Raw genomic sequence first — 16,455 nt, 5'->3', positions numbered from 1 at the left:
CTCACCCCGCGCGGTGCCGCGCCTCGCCGCCGACGAAGGTGGCCAGCACCCGCGTCTCCCGGATCGCCGCCGGGTCGCACTCCAGGATGTCCGTGTCCAGGATGGCGAAGTCGGCCAGCATGCCCGGGGCCAGCGCGCCCTTCTCCGCCTCCTCGCGCTGGCACCAGGCGCCCAGCGTGGTGTAGGCGGCCAGCGCCTCGCGCGGGGTGACGGCCTCCCGCGCGTCGAGGTCGGCGCCGCCGGCGGTCCGCCGCGTCACCATCGCGCCGAGCGCGGTGAAGGGGTTCACCCGGCAGACGGCGAAGTCCGAATGCCCCGGCGCCGGCACGCCTGCGTCGATCAGCGACCGGTGCGGCCACATGTGGCGCATCGCCGCCTGGCCGCGATTGGCGACATAGGCCTCGCCCAACTCGTCCATGAAGCCCGTGGCGCTGCTGTCCACGAAGCCGCCGCGCTTGAGGCGCGCCAGGATCGGCGGGGTGACGTGGCAGCAGTGCTCCACCCGCATGCGGTGGTCGTCGCGGGGATGCGCGGCGAGGGCCGCCTCCATCACGTCGAGCGCGAAGTCGATGCCGCGGTCGCCCACGCCTTCGATCAGCACCTGCAAGCCGGCGGCATGGGCGGCGGTGGCGCGCGCGGTCAGGTCGTCCTTGTCGTAGAGCAGCATGCCCGTGTTGGGCACCGGCTCGCCCTGGTTCGGCGTGCCGATGTAGGGCTCCCAATAGGCGGCGGTGCGGCCGCTGGTGGAGCAGTCGGGGCACCACTCCACACCGACCAGCCGCAGCGTCGCGTCGCCGAAGCCGGATTGCAGCCCGGTGCCGATCAAATGCTCGACCAGCCCGCGCTCGCGGCCGGAGGCGATGATGCCCATGCGCATGCGCCAGCGATCCTCGCGCCGCATGCGCTGGTAGGCGCGGATCGCGACGGAGGGGCAGAGGCTGTTGGCGACGGAGGTGATGCCGTGCGCCAGGCATTCGTCCTGCACGGTCTCCATTCCCTCGGCGATGTCCGCCTCGCCCACCTGGGCGTTGATCGCGTCGAGGAAGAGATGCGCCGCCGTCTCCTGCACCAGACCGGTGAAGGCGCCGTCGCGGCCGCGATCGAAGCGGCCGAAGGGCGGGTCGGGCGCGTCGTCCGGGATGGCGCAGGCGGCGAAGGCGGCGCGGTTGGCCAGGCCCATATGCGCGTCGGTGCGCAGGATGAAGACCGGCCGCCCGCCGGAGGCCGCGTCCAGCTCGTCCCGCGTGGGATAGCCGCCGCTGGCGCGCTCGTTGAAGCGGTGGAAGCCCGCCCAGCGGCCGGGCGGCAGCTCGGCGCAGCGGCGGCGGATGGTGTCCAGCAGCGCGCCGCGCGAGCGCACCTCCTCGGGCGAGACCAGCAGCCAGTTGCGCCGGCGCACGGCGTAGGTGTCCGGATGGGCGTGGCTGTCCACGATGCCGGGGATGACGCGGCGGCCTTCCGCATCCTCGATGCGGGTGCCCGGCCCGGCGAGCGCGCGCATCGCCGCGTCGTCGCCGGTGGCCACGATCCGCCCGCCCAGCACGGCGAAGGCGGTGCAGTCGCCCGCCGCCGTCATGGTGGCGACACGGCCATTGAGCAGGATGAGGTCGGGGTTCATGCGGCGATCCGGTCGATACGGTCGCGCAGCCGGTACCAGGAGCCCACGGCGGGCAGGAACCAGGGGCGGCCGTCATAGGTCGGCAGGGTGGGGAAGGGCAGGTCGGCGAGCGCGAAGCCCTCGTTGTCGGCGCCGGCGATGCGCAGGGCCGCGCGGTGGCCCAGCCAGCTCGCCATGGCGACGCCGGAGCCCTGGCAGCCGGCGGCATAGTGGATGCCGTCCTGCACCCCGACATGCGGCAGGAAGTCGAAGGTGAAGGCGACGTTGCCCGTCCAGGCATGGGTGATGCGGAGGTCCTTCAGCTCCGGGAAGACCTCCGTCATGAAGCGGTGCAGCACGGGGGCCGCGGTCTCCGGCGCGGTCGGGCCGAAGCTGGCGCGCCCGCCCCACAGCACGCGCCTCCCGTCCGGGCTGGGGCGGAAGTAGTTCAGCACCCGCTTGGTGTCGCTGATCGTCCGCCGGCCGGGGAAGAGCCGCTCGATGGTCGCCTCCGGCAGCTCCTCGGTGGCGATGATGTAGCTGCCGACCGGGATCATCCGCCGCGCCAGCCAGGGCATGGCGCTGCCTCCGTCCGGGCCTAGCGAGTAGCCGTTGGTGGCGACCAGCACCGCGTCGGCGCGCAGCGCGCCCTGGCCGGTCTCGATGCGATGCCCAGCGCCCTCGGCCGCGATGCCCTTCACCCGCACCCCGTCCACCAGCACCGCGCCGGCCCGTTCGGCGGCGGCGGCGAGGCCGCGCGCATACTTGCCGGGATGCAGGCTGCCGCCCGCCTCGGCGATCATGCCGCCGCGGTAGTGGTCGCTGCCCAGCGCCTCGCGCTGCTGCCCGCGCGGCAGCATGCGGGCGGGCAGGCCGGTGACCTCGGCGATGAACTCCACCTTGGCGGCCAGCGCGTCGTAGTGCCGCGGCGTCCAGGCGGGCACGAAGCGGCCGCAGCGGACATAGTCGCAATCGATCGATTCGCGGGCGATCAGATCCTCGATGAAGGGGAAGGACGCCGCGGCCGCCCCGGCGATGGCCCGCGCCCCCTCCCTGCCATGGGTCTTCTCCAGCGCCCCGGAGGCCACCTTCAGCCCGCCGGAAACCATGCCGCCATTGCGGGAGGAGGCGCCCCAGCCGATCCGTTCCGCATCCAGCACGACAGGCCGATGCCCCAGCCGCGCGAGCGTCAGCGCCGCCGAGAGCCCGGCATAGCCCCCGCCGACGATGGCGACCTCCGCCCGGTCGGGCAGGGGCGTGTCCCGGTCCGGCGGTTCGGCCGCCTCCCACCACCAGGGCTTCGCCTGGAAGCCGGGCGCGAAGAGGGGGTGCCGGGATGCGGCCGCTTGGGACATGGACAGGGGACCCCCGGGCGGTATGGAATGTGCTTGCGCCCCTCGCGGCGCGGCGGGCCATACGGTTGCGCCGAGACCGATGCATGGCAAGGGTCCGGGGACGACATGACGCAGAGCTTCCAGCAGGATTGCATCGAACTCGCCTGGCAGCAGTATCGTCGCGGCCGGGTGGACCGCCGCACGCTGCTGCGCGGCCTTGCGGCGCTGGGCGTCGGCGCGGGCGCGCTGGCGGCCGGTGGCGCACAGGCGCAGGCGGCGAAGGAGCTGGTGATCGTCAACTGGGGCGGCATCGCCAATCAGGGCTTCGGCCGCTTCTATGGCGAGCCCTTCGCCGCCGCGAATCCGGGCTGGAAGGTGGCCACCGACAGCAGCGGACCCTCGGCGGGCAAGATCCGCTCGATGGTGGAGAGCGGGCGCGTCACCTGGGACCTGTGCGACAGCTCCACCTCCTCCTCGATCCTGTTGGGCGGGCTGAACGCGGTCAACAAGATCGACTATTCCATCGTGAAGAAGGAGGACGTGCTCGACCCCTCCTTCGCTCTGGAATACGGCGCCGCACCCTATTCCTTCTCCTCCGTGCTCGTCTACGACAGCAGCAAGTTCCCCGAGGCGCCGACCGGCTGGAAGGATTTCTGGGACCTGCGCAAGTTCCCCGGCACGCGGCTGATGCGGCGCGACGCGCTGACCTCGCTCGATGCCGCCGCCGTGTCGATGGGCGCCGATCCGAAGACCATGTACCCGCTCGACGCCAAGGCCGCGCTGAAGCGCGCCGCCGAGCTGCGGCGCAACTGCGTCTACTGGAACAGCGGTTCCGAATCGGAGCAGTACATGCGCACCGGCGAGGCGGTGATGGGGCTGATCTGGCACACCCGCGCCAAGGTGCTGGAGGAGGAGACCAAGGGGAAGCTGAAGTTCATCTGGAACCAGGGCATGCTGCAGGCGGGCATCTTCGTCAGCCCGCGCGGCAATCCCGGCGGCGAGATGGCGCAGAGGCTGCTGGCCTCGATGCTGCACAACCCGGAGCCGCAGGCCGGCCTGTTGCAGTTCCTGGGCAACGGCCCGACCAACCCGCGCGCCGCCGCCTTCGTGCCCGCCGAGTTCAAGCGCTTCAACCCGACCGATCCCGAGAACGCGGCGAAGCAGTTCGTCATGGACGGCGATTGGTGGGGCAAGAACTACCAGAATCTGAACCAGGAATTCCTCGACATGGTGACGGGCTGAGCGCGTGATCCTGCTGGTGAAGTCGGGCGGCGAGGCGCTGGTCCCGGGCTGGCGCGAGGATTTCCAGGCCGCCGATCCGCGCCTCGACGTGCGCTGGTGGGACGACCCGGAGGTGGCGCCGGAGGACGTCTCCTATGTCATGGTCTGGGACCCGGAGCCGGGGCGGCTGCGGCGCTTCCCGAACCTGCGCGTGGTCTTCTCCTCCGCCGCGGGGGTGGACAACATCGTGCGCGATCCGGACTGGCCCTCCCACCTCCCGCTGGTGCGGATGGGGGGTGCCGAGACGGAGCAGCGCATGGGCGAGTTCGTCGCCTGGTCCTGCCTGTCGCTGCTGCGCGGGGCGCGCCGCTTCGCCCTCGCCCAGGCGGAGGCGCGGTGGTCGCACTTCCACCCGAAGCGCACGGCGCGCGAGACGCGGGTGGGCATCATGGGCATGGGCAATCTCGGCGCCGCCGCGTCGCGCATGCTGATGGCGCTGGGCTTCCCCGTCGCCGGCTGGTCGCGCGGCCGCAAGGAGGTTCCGGGCGTCGAATCCTTCGCCGGGGCGGCGGAGCTGGATGCCTTCCTGGCGCGCACGGACCTGCTCGTCTGCCTGCTGCCCTCCACGCCGGAGACGGCGGGGCTGCTGGATGCGGCGCTGTTCGCGAAGCTGCCGAGGGGCGCGCAGGTGGTGAATGTCGGGCGCGGCAGCCACCTCGTGGTGCCCGACCTGCTGGCGGCGCTGGATTCCGGCCAGGTGGAGGAGGCGCTGCTCGACGTCTTCGAGGAGGAGCCGCTACCGGCCGACAGCCCGCTCTGGCGCCATCCGAAGGTGACGGTGACGCCCCACGTCGCCTCGCTCGCCAACCGCGCGGAGCGCGCCCGCTACGTGGCCGAGGCGATCGCCGCGCACGAATCCGGCCGGCCCCTGCCCAACCTCTACGACCCGTCGCGAGGCTACTGATGCCGCTGCCCTCTCCCCCGCGCCGCCCCGACCCGGACCGCATCCCGACCGAGCGGGAGCTGCGCGAGGACCTCGCCTGCGCCTACCGGCTGATCGCGCATTTCGGCATGACGGACATGGTCTACACCCACCTGTCCGTGCGCGTGCCGGGACCAGAGGGGGACAGCTCCCACCGCTTCCTGGTGAATCCCTACGGGCTGCTCTTCGAGGAGATCACCGCCTCCTCCCTCGTGCTGGTGGATGCGGAGGGGGAGCCGGCGCAGGAGACGAGCTGGCCGGTGAACCCGGCGGGCTTCGTCATCCACTCCGCCCTGCACATGGGCAGCGAGCGGGCGCAGTGCGTGATGCACACTCACACCCTCGCGGGGATGACGGTGGCGGCGCAGGCGGACGGCATCCTGCCGCTGAACCAGATGAATATGGAGCTGCATGGCCGCGTCGCCGTCCACGAGTACGAGGGCATCGCGGCGGACGACAACCTCTCCGAACGGCAGCGCATCGTGCGCGACGTCGGCGAGAAGCCCTGCCTGATCCTGCGCAACCACGGGCTGCTGACCACCGGCCGCACGGTGGCGGAGGCCTTCTACTGGCTCTGGTACCTGGAGCAGGCCTGCCGCATCCAGGTGTCCGCCCAGTCCACCGGCGCGCCGCTCTCCCTGCCGCCGGAGGAGGTGGTGGAGCGCACCCGGGCGCAATCCCCCGACAGCCCGGTCAAGGGCTGGCTGGTCTGGCAGGCGCTGAAGCGCAAGATGGACCGCGAGCAGCCGGAGTACCGGGAATGAGCGCCGCGCTGAAGGCGCCGCCCGCCGCGCACGCCCTGTCGTTGCAGCGGCTGACCCGGCGCTACGGCGACTTCGTCGCGGTGCAGGACGTCTCGCTGGAGGTAGCGCGGGGGCAGTTCCTGACGCTGCTCGGCCCCTCGGGCTCCGGCAAGACGACCATCCTGATGATGATCGCCGGATTCGTGGAGCCGACCGAGGGGCGGATCGTGCTCGACGGCCAGGACATCACTGGCCTGCCGCCGGAGAAGCGCGACTTCGGCATGGTCTTCCAGGGCTATGCCCTGTTCCCGCACATGACCGTGGCGGAGAACGTCGCCTTCCCGCTGCTCGTGCGCCGGCTGGGCCGGGCGGAGCGCGACGCCAAGGTGCGCGCGGCGCTCGACCTCGTGCAGCTTGGCCGCTTCGCGGAGCGCCGCCCGTCGCAGCTTTCAGGCGGGCAGCAGCAGCGCGTGGCGCTGGCGCGCGCGCTGGTCTTCGACCCGGCGCTGCTGTTGCTGGACGAGCCGCTCTCCGCGCTCGACAAGAAGCTGCGCGCGGAGCTCCAGGACGAGCTGAAGGCGCTGCATCGCCGGGTGGGGCGCACCTTCATCAACGTGACCCACGACCAGGAGGAGGCTCTGTCCCTGTCGGACACCATCGCCATCCTGAACCATGGCCACCTGGTGCAGCAGGGCGCGCCGGGGGCGCTGTACGAGCGCCCGGCGACGCGCTTCGTGGCGGACTTCCTGGGCAAGTCGAACTTCCTCACCGGCACGGTGGAGGCGGCGGAGGCCGGCACCGTGGCGCTGCGCGTCGGCGGCACGCGCGTGCTGGCGCTCGGCGAGGCGCGGCCGGGCGAGACGGCGCTGCTCTCCCTGCGGCCGGAGAAGATCGCCGTCCTGCCCGACGGCGCGACCGAGGACAATGTGGTGGAGGGCCAGGTCACGAGCTGGTCCTATCTCGGCGCCGGCTTCTCGCTCGGCGTGCGGACCGCCGATCTGGGCGAGCTGCGCGTCGCCGTCCCCTCCTGGCGCGCGCCCTTCGCCCCCAGCGAGGGCCTGCCGCTGCGCCTCGGCTGGTCGCGCGAGGCGGCCATCGCCGTGCGGGACGATTCCGCTTGAGCCGCGCCGCCACCCTGCCGGCCGAGGCAGCGGCGCCCGCCCGGGGCGCGGGCGGGACCTTCGGGCGCGACGGCGGCTGGTGGCTGCTGATCCTGCCGGCCTTCCTGCTGATGACGCTGCTCTACGTCGCACCCATCGCGCAGGTGCTGGTCATCAGCGTCACCGAGCCGCAGCCGGGCCTCGCCAACTACGAACGCCTGCTGACCAGCGAGAGCGTGCAGCGGGTGATCGTCACCACGCTGCGCATCGGCCTGATCACCACCGTGCTGTCGCTGCTGCTCGGCTATGCGCTCGCCTACAAGGTCACCATGTCCGGTCCGGTGGCGCGGCGCTGGTGGCTGCTCGCCGTGCTGGTGCCGCTGTGGATCAGCGTGCTGGTCCGCGCCTTCGCCTGGGTGACGCTGCTGCGCCGCCAGGGGCTGGTGAACGAGGGGCTGATGGCGATGGGCGTCATCGACCAGCCGCTCGCCCTGGTGTGGAACGAGCTGGGCATCGTCATCGGCATGGTCCACGCCATGGTGCCCTATGCGGTGCTGCCGATGCTGGCCAGCATGGGCGAGGTCGACCGGCGCGTGCTGGCGGCCGCCCGCGGCCTGGGCGCCACGCGCACGGAGAGCTTCCTGCGCGTCTTCCTGCCGCTCTCCCTGCCCGGGGTCATCGCGGCCGGGGTGCTGGTCTTCATCTTCTCGCTGGGCTTCTACATCACCCCCGCGCTGCTGGGCGGCGGCAAGACGCTGATGGTCGCGGAGTGGATCAAGCTCCAGATCACCGACCTGATCCGTTGGGGGCTGGGGGCCATGATGGCGACCGTGCTGGTGGCCGCGATCCTGACCGTGCTCGCCGTCTTCTCGCGGGTGGTGGACCTCCGCCGCCTGTTCGGCTCGGGGGGCTGAGGCGATGCACGGCTACCGCCCCGGCTGGCTGAACTCCTCCCTCGCCTGGCTGACCGCGATCTACCTGATCCTGCCGGTCAGCATCATCATCCCCGTCTCGCTGACCGATCGGCGCTTCCTCTCCCTGCCGCATGACGGGCTGTCGCTGCAGCACTATGCCAGCCTGCTGGAGAGCCCGATGTGGCGCTCGGCCATCGGGCAGTCCTTCGCGATCGCCGTCGCCTCCACGGTGCTGGCGGTGGCGGCGGGCACGCTCTGCGCCATCGGCTGCTGGCGGCTGTCGCGGCGCAGCACGGAGCTGATCCGGGCGCTGATGCTGCTGCCCCTCATCATCCCGTCCATCGTCTATGCCGTGGGCCTGTACCGGACCTTCGCCTGGGTCGGGCTGCTGGACCGCTTCTGGGGCGTGGTGCTGGCGCATGGCGTCACCGGCATCCCCTATGTCATCGTCACCGTCTCCACCGCGCTGGCCGCTTTCGACGGGCGGCTGGAACAGGCCTCGCGCGGGATGGGGGCCAGCCTGGGGCAGACGCTGCGCTGGGTGATCCTGCCACGCATCCTGCCGGGCATCGTCTCCGGCGCGATCTTCGCCTTCATCCATTCCTGGGACGAGCTGGTGATCGTGCTCTTCATCGCCTCCCGCAACGTCTTCACCCTGCCGCGCAAGATCTGGGACGGGATCAACGAGAACCTCGACCCCGCCATGGCCGCCGTCGCCGTGCTGCTGGTGGCGGTCACGGTGCTGCTGCTGCTGGCCGATCTGGCGCTGCGGCGGCGGCGGGAGGCGTGACGCCGGCCCCCGGAAACGAGCGCGACAACAGGACAGGAGGAACGCCATGGCCCGGGCCATGAGTGAGTTCGACCACCGCTACAACATGCTGATCGAACGCTTCGCCAGCGAGGCGGAGCCAGCCTTCACCGCGGAGTCCGAGCAGGTCTCGGGCTGGGGCCGGCGCTGGGGCTGCGCGGATGACGTGGGGCGGCTGCGGGTGGTGCTGATGCACCGGCCGGGCGAGGAGATGGCGGTGGTGGAGACCCTCCCGCGCATCCCGGAGCTGAACGCCTATGGCGATCCGGAGAGCGGCGCCTACTGGCGCGGCACGGAGATCCCGACGCTGGCCGAGCAGCAGGCCCAGCACGACGCGCTGGCCGAAGCCCTGCGCGACGAGGGGGTGGAGGTGGTCTACCTCAGGCGCGCGGCGAAGGGGCGGCACAAGACGGTCTACACGCGCGATTCCTGCATCGCGGTGGATGGCGGCGCGGTGGTGACGCGCATGGGCCCGCGCATCCGGCGCGGCGAGGAGCAGCCGGTGACGGAGACGCTGGCCGCGCTGGGCATGCCCATCCTGCGCACCATCCACGGTACCGGCCTGCTGGAGGGCGGGTCCTTCGCCTACCTGCGCCCCGACGTCGCCGTGGTCGGCGTGTCCTCGCGCGTGAACGAGGAGGGGGCGCGGCAGCTGGAGGAGGTGCTGGCGGTGCAGGGCACGCGGCTGATCCGGGTGCAGATCCCCGGCTACCGCCTGCATATCGACGGCGCGCTGGTGATGCTCTCCCACGACGTGGCGCTGGTGAACCCGGTGATCCTGCCCTTCACCTTCATGGAGGAGATGAAGCGCCTGGGCATCCGCATGATCCCCCTGAACCACGAGGACCCGTCCTGGGCGATCAACTGCCTGGCCGTCGCGCCGGGCCGCGTGCTGATGAGCGACAAGGTGGGGCCGCGCACGCAGGAGGCGCTGGACCGCGCCGGCATCTCCGTGCGGCTGGTCGCCTATGACCGGGTCTATCTGGGCGGCGGCGGCATCCACTGTTCCACCAGCCCGCTGGTGCGCGACCGGGGCTGAGGGGCGCCTATACGCCCAGGTGCTCCTCCAGCAGGGCCCGATCGGCCAGCAGGCGGGGCCCCGGCCCGTCGAAGGCCACGCCGCCCCGGGCCAGCACCACGGCGCGGGGACAGAGGCGCAGGGCCAGGGCGAGGTTCTGCTCCGCCAGCAGGACGGCCAGCCCCTCGGCCACCAGCCGCCCGACCGTCTCGACGATGATCGCCTCGGCCATCAGCGGCGCCAGCCCCTCGCTCGGCTCGTCCAGCACCAGCAGGCGCGGCTGGGCGAGCAGGGCGCGGCCGATGGCGAGGAGCTGGCGCTCGCCGCCGCTGAGCGAGCTGCTGAAGGCCGCCCGGCGCTCGGCCAGGCGCGGGAAGGCCGCCAGGACGCGCTCCGGCGTCCAGGGCCCCGGGCGGCGGCGCAGGGTCGCGAGGCGCAGGGTCGCGAGGCGCAGGTTCTCCCATACCGTCAGGTCCGGGAAGACGCCGCGTCCCTGCGGCACCAGGGCGAGGCCGAGTCGCGCGATGCGGTGGGTGGGCCAGCCCGTCACGTCCCGCCCCATCACCCGCACCGTCCCGCCGAGGCGGGGGCCGAGGTTGAAGACGGCGTTCACCAGCGTCGTCTTGCCGGCGCCGTTGCGGCCCAGCACCGCCACGGCCTCGCCGGGTCCGACCGCCAGGGTCACGCCGCGCAGCACCCCGGCCGGACCATACCCCGCCGAGAGGCCGGAGAGCGCGAGCGGCGGCAGCGCGGCGGTGCTCATCCCCCGGCCATCGCCCCGAGATAGGCGGCCCGCACGGCGGCGTCCTGCCGAACCGCCTCCGGCGGGCCGCAGCACAGCAGCCGCCCCAGGCTCAGCACCGCGATGCGGTCGCAGCGCCGGAAGACGACATCGATGTCATGGGCGACGAGGATGATGGCGGTGCGCGCGTCGTGCCGCCGCACGATCTCCAGCAGCCGGTCCGCCTCGCCGCGCCCCAGCCCCGCCGTCGGCTCGTCCAGCAGCAGCAGGCGCGGCTCCAGGGCCAGGGCGATCAGCACGTCCACGATGCGTTGCTCGCCGTGGGAGAGCTCAGCCAGGCGCTCCGCCCCGTGCCGGGCGAGGCCGCTCTCGGCGAGGAGCCGGTCCGCCCGCGCCTCCGCCGCCCGCAGCGCAGGACGCGCGCCGATCCAGCGCAGCCCGTCCCCGGCCCGCTGCCGGGCCGCCATGGCGATGTTCTCCCGCACGCTCAGCACGGGGAAGACCATGGCCCGCTGGAAGGTCCGAACCAGCCCCAGCGCGGCGCGGCGGGCGGGGGGCAGGGCGTCGATCGCCTCCCCGGCATAGCGGAGCGCCCCCGCATCGGCACGGAGGAAGCCGGTGACGATGTTGAACAGCGTGGTCTTGCCGGCGCCGTTCGGCCCGATGAGGCCGAGCGTCTCGCCCTCCTCCACCGTCAGGCTCACCCCCTCCAGGGCCTGGAAGGCGCCGAAGCGCTTGCCGAGGCCCGACAGCTCCAGCAGCGCCGTCACGCCGGCCCGCTCCCCCACAGGCGCCTGGCGAGATGCCGCAGGCCGCTGGCGAGCCCCTCAGGCAGCAGCAGCACCGTCGCCACGAAGACGAGCCCGACCACCAGCTGCCAGCGCTCGGTGTAGGAGCTGAGATGGGTCTGGATCGTCAGGTAGACGGCACAGCCGAGATAGGCGCCCCAGAGGGAGCCGACGCCGCCGATCACCAGCATGACGATCAGCGTGGCGGAAAGCGTCCAGTGCAGGCTCTGCGGCCCGATATAAAGGTTCACGAAGGGGTGCAGCGCCCCCGCCGCCCCGGCGATGCCCCCGGCCGCCAGCATGGCGAGGAGGCGCAGGCGCGGCAGGTCGTAGCCCAGCGCGGCCATCCGGACCGGCTGCTCCCGCGCCCCCACCAGGGCGCGCCCGACCGGCGCCACGACGAAGGAGCGCGCGACGCCCCAACCGGCCAGGGCCAGCCCGCCGGACAGCAGGTACAGCGCCCGGGCGTCGCCCAGGCCCCAGGGGCCAAGGGAGAGCGCCGGCAGGCCGCGCAGCCCGTCCGCGCCGCCCGCCACCGCGCGCCAGTGGAAGGCGACCTCCCAGGCGATCTGGCCGAGCAGCAGGGTCAGGATCAGCAGGAAGAGGCTGGACGTGCGCGCGATCACCAGCCCCATCGCCCCGCCCATCGCGATGCCGGTCAGGATGCCGGCGGCCAGCACCACCGGCAGCTCCCCGCCCAGCGCCAGGGCCGTCAGCGCCGCGGCATAGGCCGCCGTGCCGAACACCGCCGCATGGCCGAGCGAAACCAAGCCGCCGAAGCCCACCAGCAGGTCGAGACTCAGCACCGCCGTGCCGAGGATGAGGATCTCGGCCAGGAAACGCAGCTGGTAGCCATCCGCCAGAAGCGCCGGCGCTGCCAGCACGACGGCCAGGACTGCCGTGATTCCGGTCCTCCGACGGTGGCGGAACGCACACGACACGGCCCTCCGGGCTCTCATGCGTGTGGCGACCGGGACCCGGCGGGCTTGCGGTGCGGCTGTGGCTGGCGGTGGACCGGGGGGAGGCGCTGCCTCGCCTCTGGCCCCCCCTCCGCCGGGGCCACGAGCGGGCCCCGGACCCCGCTGGGAGTCTGGCTCCGCGCGGCAGGGGCCAGCCCGCAGGCTGAACCCCTGGAAAGCGCGGACAGGCGGGGCGCCGAAGTGGAAGCAAAGGCCGCGCTCGCTGCGGTCACAGTCGCCGGGGAGCGATGCTCCCCGGCGTGCCGACGCGTCCGTGAAAGGGGGGGCCAGGGGCTCTGCCCCTGGCGGAGAGGGGGGGCGGGGGGAAAGGCGGCGCTTTTCCCCCTGGCGGGTGACGGCCCGTGCGGATGCCGGTCGGGCAAGGCCGTCACACCTGCCGCAGCCGCGGTGCGACCAGCCCTTGCGGGCGCAGCAGCAGCAGGACGGCCATGGCCGAGAAGGCTGCGACGTTCGCGAATTCCGGGAACCACACCCGGCTGAAGGTCAGGGTGAAGCCGACCACCAGGGCGCTGGCGACGGTGCCGCGGAAGGTGCCGAGCCCGCCGACCACCACCGTGACCAGGGCGAGGATCAGCACCTCCTCGTCCAGCCCGGGATAGGCGGCCAGCATGCCCGCCCCCAGGGCGCCGCTGATCCCCCCCAGCCCGGTCGCGAGCACGGAGACGGCCGTGAAGAGGCGGCCGGTGTCGAGGCCCAGCGTCTCGACCACGCCGCGGTCGTCGACGGAGGCGCGGATCGCGGCGCCCCAGAGGGTGTGGTCCAGCAGCAGCCAGAGCAGCAGCGCGAGCACGGTACCCGCGGCGATGAGGAAGAGGCGGTAGACGGGGAAGGGCATGTCCAGGAGGAAGACCACCCCCTGCAGCGCCTCCGGCAGGGTGGGCGAGAGGATCTGCGCCCCGAAGCCCCAGCGCATCAGGTCGGCGAAGACGACGGAGAGGCCATAGGTCAGCAGCACCTGCATCAGGTGGGTGCGGCCATAGAAGCGGCGGAACAGCGTGCGCTCCAGCAGCGCGCCCGCCAGCCCCGTCGCGAGGAACGCGGCCGGGAAGGCCAGCCACCACGGTGCGCCGGAGGCGAACCAGAGGATCGCGACGTAGCTGCCCAGCAGGTAGAAGGAGCCGTGCGCCAGGTTCAGGAAATTCATCAGGCTGAGCACGACGGACAGGCCCAGCCCCGTCAGCAGCAGCAGCGCCGAGAAGGACAGCGCGTTCAGGAGCTGGACGAGGGCATAGGCCATCCCCGCGCCGCTCAGGCCTCGGGGCCCGGGTCGCGCACCGCCTCGTAGGTATGGACGACCGTGTTGACCATCGCGCCCTCCGGGCCGCGGCGCACCTCGTTCACGTGGATGTCGAGGATCGCCTGACCGTTGCGGGGATCGAAGGGCATGCGGCCGAAGGCGGTGTCCACCGGCGCGGCGAACAGGGCCTGGCGCGCCTTCTCCCAATCCGCGAGGTCACCCGCCGCGCGCTCCAGCGCCGCCCGGATCACCTGGCCGCAGACATAGCCGCTGGTGCTGAACTCGCCGGGCAGGGGGCCGCCCGAGGCCATGTAGGCCCGGCGGAAGGTCTCCGCCGCGGGCGCCGTCGGGGATTGGTGGAAGGTGTTGAGCGCCCCCAGCGCGGCATCGCCCACCGCCGGCAGCACGTCCTCCTGGTCGAAGAAGGCCCCCGCGCCGATCAGCGGCACGCGGCCGGCCAGCCGGTACTCCTTCCACTGCCGCAGGAAGCGCACCGCGTCGCTGCCGGCGAAGAAGCCATAGACCGCCGCCGGCCGCTCGGCGGCGATGGTGGTCAGCAGCGGGCCGAAATCGGCACTGCCCAGCGGCGTCCAGAGCTGCCGGCCCAGCCGGCCGCCGAGCCGCTGGTAGGTCTGGGCGAAGTCGCCGACGAACTCCCGACCTGCCGCGTAGTCCGAGCCGACGGTCAGCACCCGCGGCGCGGCTAGCCGCTCATGGGTCCAGCGGGCGGCGGTATCGCCCAGCATCCAGTTCGTCTTGGTCGGGCGGACGATCCAGGGGCTGGCGGCCTTGCGCGCGAGGTCGTTGGCCGAGCCGAGCAGGAAGGTCGGCACCTTCGCCTCGGTGACCACGTCGCGCAGCGCGAGGGCGACGCCGGAGCTGATGACGCCGCAGAGCACCGCCACCCGGTCCTGCCCGAGCAGCTTGCGCGCCTTGCGCACGCCCTCGTCGGGCCTGGCCTGGTCGTCCTCCACCAGCAGCTCCACCGTCCGCCCGGCGAAGCGGCCCCCGGACTGCGAGACGAGCAGCTGCACCCCCGCCTGCAGGCTGGCGCCCAGCGAGGCAAAGGGGCCGGTGAGGGAGGTGATGAGGCCGATGCGCAGAGGTGCCACGGCCTGCGCCAGAGCGGGACGCGCGAGCGGAGCGGCGGGCAGGGCGGCCGCGCCCCGTAGCAGCAGTCGTCGCGACAGGGCAGGGCGAGAAGCGTCGCCTCGTGCTGCAGCCTCGTCCCGCATTCGTCTCTCCGCCGCGCGTCCCGTGCCCTGGAAGCAATAATGTGAGGCAGTCGCAGCAGCTTGTCGCAGAGCCACCCCGGCCGCACAAGCATGCCGGCCGCGCCCTGCCCGCGCGGCTGCCCCGGGCCAGGCGGCATTGCCCCGGCCCTCCGACGAGAGCTAATGATATCCATTCGCGTTTGGTAGCTTCCTCCGCTGGGGCCACGGGGCCCCGCCGTGGCGGGCGATGTGGCCGGATGCGGAAGCCAAGACCTTAAGGAGGCCCGGCATGCCGGCCGTCGATCCGAGCGCCTGTCGCTCCGCCCCCGCCTTGTCGCGCCGCAGCGCCCTGGCCTTCCTCGGGGCGGCGGGGCTGGCCCTGCGCGCCTCGCCCCTGCGGGCCGCCCCGCTGGTGGAGAAGACGGCCCGGATCGCGCCCGGCCTGTACGAGATCGTCGTCAGCACCACCACCGGGCTGGTCCATGTCGCCGCCACCGGCCCGCGTGGCGCCAACGAGGCGAAGATCCTTGGCCTCGACCCGCGCACCCTGGACGTGCGCTCGGCCATCGCCTTGGGCGACGATCCGGCCTTCGGCCTCGCGGTGAACGACCGCTCCGGGACGCTGCTGGGCACCGCCACGCGCGACGGCAAGCTGCTGGCGATCGACCTCCGCAGCGGCACGGTGACGGCCCGGATCGGCGCCGAGGAGGGCGCGCATGTCCGCCAGGTGGTGGCGGACGAGGCGCACGACCGGGCCTTCGTCAGCGTCTTCGGCGCGCGGGGCAAGCCGAGCGCGATCTGGGTGGTCGACACCGCCGCCAGGACCATTGCCGGGACCATCACCGAGGGGCTGGATGGCGGCATCACCGGCCTCGCCTACGACCCCGCGGGCGACCGCCTCTTCGCCACGGCCCTGCAGACGAACGAGATCGTCGAGGTCAGCCTGTCGCGGAAGGCCGGGGTGCGCCGCTTCGCCTCGGGCGGCGAGGGGCCGATCAACCTGGCCTTCGACCCGGCCAGCGGCCGCCTCTTCTGCACCAACCAGAAGAGCGGGCAGCTCGCCATCCTCGACGCCGCCTCGGGCAGCCCGGTCAAGGCCCTGGAGACGGGCGCCGGGGCGCTCGGCGTCACCCTCTCGGGAGACGGGGCGCTGGCCTACGTGGCGAATCGCGGCGCCGGGACCGTGAGCGTCGTCGATGCGCGCGGGCTGACGGTGCTGGCCCAGCTGGAAACGGGCACGCATCCGAACACGGTGGCGGTCGACCGCCGATCCGGTCTCGCCTACGTCACCAACAAGGCCCGCATGGCGCCGCGTGGCCAGCCGCCGGTCGAAGACCTGAACGGCGACACGGTGAGCATCCTGCGCGTCTGATTCTGATACGGACGGGGGGATGACGTGCCCCGTGGTGCTGTGGTGTCCGGGCGTCGGACCGGGAGGGGACGCCGTCCCCTCCCAGACCCTCCCCTGCCGGGGCCACAAGCGGGCCCCGGTCCCCGCTGGGAGTCTGGCTCTACGCGGTGGGCGTCAGCCTGCGGGCTCAACCCTGACGGAACGCGGACAGGCGGGACTCCAGAAGAAATCCAGAAGGTGTCAGCGCGAGCGGACCTCGTACCCGCCGAGGAGCTATGCTCCTCGGCGCCGCGACCCCGTGTCCGGCTGTCCCGCGGCAGCGCCCTTTGGGTCCAGGGCCCGCAGGGTCCTGGCGGAGTGGGGGTATCGGGGGCGAGGCAGAGCCTTGCCCCCGGGCCACGGGCGCCCCCCCGCGCCGGCGCGGAT

The 16,455-nt window shown here is 72.9% G+C and carries 15 protein-coding genes; 8 read left to right on the top strand and 7 right to left on the bottom strand.

Annotated features, from left to right (window positions below; all coding sequences use genetic code 11):
- Position 1: 1 nt before the first annotated feature.
- Together LPC08_RS20225 and LPC08_RS20220 are read right to left on the bottom strand one after the other, a co-directional pair.
- Entirely contained in the window at positions 2-1,618 is a 1,617-nt protein-coding gene (locus tag LPC08_RS20225) for an amidohydrolase (protein ID WP_230450033.1), read from the bottom strand.
- The gene (locus LPC08_RS20220) at positions 1,615-2,952 is read right to left on the bottom strand and encodes an NAD(P)/FAD-dependent oxidoreductase (RefSeq protein WP_230450032.1); all 1,338 of its coding nucleotides are present in this window, start codon (positions 2,950-2,952) and stop codon (positions 1,615-1,617) included. The genes LPC08_RS20225 and LPC08_RS20220 overlap by 4 nt, the downstream gene beginning before the upstream one ends.
- 105 nt (positions 2,953-3,057) lie before the next feature.
- On the opposite strand from LPC08_RS20220, the gene LPC08_RS20215 reads away from it, so the two are divergent.
- Genes LPC08_RS20215 through LPC08_RS20185 form a run of 7 tightly spaced genes read left to right on the top strand, consistent with a single transcriptional unit; the run spans position 3,058 to position 9,738 of the window.
- Positions 3,058-4,173 carry an extracellular solute-binding protein gene (locus LPC08_RS20215; RefSeq protein WP_230450031.1) on the top strand — a complete coding sequence of 372 codons (1,116 nt, stop codon included), beginning with the start codon at positions 3,058-3,060 and terminating at the stop codon, positions 4,171-4,173.
- A gap of 4 nt (positions 4,174-4,177) precedes the next feature.
- Positions 4,178-5,116, top strand: coding sequence for a 2-hydroxyacid dehydrogenase (locus tag LPC08_RS20210; RefSeq protein WP_230450030.1), 939 nt, complete (start codon positions 4,178-4,180; stop codon positions 5,114-5,116).
- A complete protein-coding gene (locus tag LPC08_RS20205; RefSeq protein WP_230450029.1) occupies positions 5,116-5,898 on the top strand; it encodes a class II aldolase/adducin family protein in 783 nt (260 codons plus the stop codon). Before LPC08_RS20210 ends, LPC08_RS20205 begins: the two co-directional genes overlap by 1 nt.
- Positions 5,895-6,998: an ABC transporter ATP-binding protein gene (locus LPC08_RS20200; protein ID WP_230450028.1), complete on the top strand. Its 1,104-nt coding sequence runs from the start codon at positions 5,895-5,897 to the stop codon at positions 6,996-6,998. The genes LPC08_RS20205 and LPC08_RS20200 overlap by 4 nt, the downstream gene beginning before the upstream one ends.
- Entirely contained in the window at positions 6,995-7,891 is an 897-nt protein-coding gene (locus LPC08_RS20195; protein WP_230450027.1) for an ABC transporter permease, read from the top strand. Before LPC08_RS20200 ends, LPC08_RS20195 begins: the two co-directional genes overlap by 4 nt.
- A gap of 4 nt (positions 7,892-7,895) precedes the next feature.
- Positions 7,896-8,681, top strand: coding sequence for an ABC transporter permease (locus tag LPC08_RS20190; RefSeq protein ID WP_230450026.1), 786 nt, complete (start codon positions 7,896-7,898; stop codon positions 8,679-8,681).
- Between the two features lie 46 nt (positions 8,682-8,727).
- Positions 8,728-9,738: a dimethylarginine dimethylaminohydrolase family protein gene (locus LPC08_RS20185; protein WP_230450025.1), complete on the top strand. Its 1,011-nt coding sequence runs from the start codon at positions 8,728-8,730 to the stop codon at positions 9,736-9,738.
- A 7-nt stretch (positions 9,739-9,745) separates the two neighbouring features.
- On the opposite strand, the gene LPC08_RS20180 is transcribed toward LPC08_RS20185, so the two are convergent.
- The 5 genes from LPC08_RS20180 to LPC08_RS20160 form a co-directional block, all read right to left on the bottom strand.
- Complete coding sequence (locus tag LPC08_RS20180; RefSeq protein ID WP_230450024.1) at positions 9,746-10,480, bottom strand: ABC transporter ATP-binding protein; 735 nt, start codon at positions 10,478-10,480, stop codon at positions 9,746-9,748.
- Positions 10,477-11,229: an ABC transporter ATP-binding protein gene (locus LPC08_RS20175; protein WP_230450023.1), complete on the bottom strand. Its 753-nt coding sequence runs from the start codon at positions 11,227-11,229 to the stop codon at positions 10,477-10,479. Before LPC08_RS20175 ends, LPC08_RS20180 begins: the two co-directional genes overlap by 4 nt.
- Positions 11,226-12,131: a branched-chain amino acid ABC transporter permease gene (locus LPC08_RS20170; protein WP_230450022.1), complete on the bottom strand. Its 906-nt coding sequence runs from the start codon at positions 12,129-12,131 to the stop codon at positions 11,226-11,228. Before LPC08_RS20170 ends, LPC08_RS20175 begins: the two co-directional genes overlap by 4 nt.
- A 463-nt stretch (positions 12,132-12,594) precedes the next feature.
- A complete protein-coding gene (locus tag LPC08_RS20165; RefSeq protein ID WP_230450021.1) occupies positions 12,595-13,464 on the bottom strand; it encodes a branched-chain amino acid ABC transporter permease in 870 nt (289 codons plus the stop codon).
- Between the two features lie 11 nt (positions 13,465-13,475).
- Complete coding sequence (locus LPC08_RS20160) at positions 13,476-14,576, bottom strand: ABC transporter substrate-binding protein (protein ID WP_230450020.1); 1,101 nt, start codon at positions 14,574-14,576, stop codon at positions 13,476-13,478.
- Positions 14,577-14,967: 391 nt separating this feature from the next.
- Between LPC08_RS20160 and LPC08_RS20155 the strand changes: the two genes are divergently transcribed.
- Positions 14,968-16,050 carry a YncE family protein gene (locus tag LPC08_RS20155; protein ID WP_230450019.1) on the top strand — a complete coding sequence of 361 codons (1,083 nt, stop codon included), beginning with the start codon at positions 14,968-14,970 and terminating at the stop codon, positions 16,048-16,050.
- The last annotated feature ends 405 nt before the right edge of the window (positions 16,051-16,455 follow it).

The sequence above is a fragment of the Roseomonas sp. OT10 genome (assembly GCF_020991085.1).
Lineage (GTDB): Bacteria > Pseudomonadota > Alphaproteobacteria > Acetobacterales > Acetobacteraceae > Roseomonas > Roseomonas cutis.
This window is presented reverse-complemented; position numbering and strand designations above follow the sequence as displayed.

Excerpts from the sequence above, each read along its gene's own strand:
- LPC08_RS20225 (WP_230450033.1), bottom strand. The coding sequence starts at position 1,618 with ATGAACCCCGACCTCATCCTGCTCAATGGCCGTGTCGCCACCATGACG.
- LPC08_RS20220 (WP_230450032.1), bottom strand. The coding sequence starts at position 2,952 with ATGTCCCAAGCGGCCGCATCCCGGCACCCCCTCTTCGCGCCCGGCTTC.
- LPC08_RS20215 (WP_230450031.1), top strand. The coding sequence starts at position 3,058 with ATGACGCAGAGCTTCCAGCAGGATTGCATCGAACTCGCCTGGCAGCAG.
- LPC08_RS20205 (WP_230450029.1), top strand. The coding sequence starts at position 5,116 with ATGCCGCTGCCCTCTCCCCCGCGCCGCCCCGACCCGGACCGCATCCCG.
- LPC08_RS20200 (WP_230450028.1), top strand. The coding sequence starts at position 5,895 with ATGAGCGCCGCGCTGAAGGCGCCGCCCGCCGCGCACGCCCTGTCGTTG.
- LPC08_RS20190 (WP_230450026.1), top strand. The coding sequence starts at position 7,896 with ATGCACGGCTACCGCCCCGGCTGGCTGAACTCCTCCCTCGCCTGGCTG.
- LPC08_RS20185 (WP_230450025.1), top strand. The coding sequence starts at position 8,728 with ATGGCCCGGGCCATGAGTGAGTTCGACCACCGCTACAACATGCTGATC.
- LPC08_RS20180 (WP_230450024.1), bottom strand. The coding sequence starts at position 10,480 with ATGAGCACCGCCGCGCTGCCGCCGCTCGCGCTCTCCGGCCTCTCGGCG.
- LPC08_RS20165 (WP_230450021.1), bottom strand. The coding sequence starts at position 13,464 with ATGGCCTATGCCCTCGTCCAGCTCCTGAACGCGCTGTCCTTCTCGGCG.
- LPC08_RS20155 (WP_230450019.1), top strand. The coding sequence starts at position 14,968 with ATGCCGGCCGTCGATCCGAGCGCCTGTCGCTCCGCCCCCGCCTTGTCG.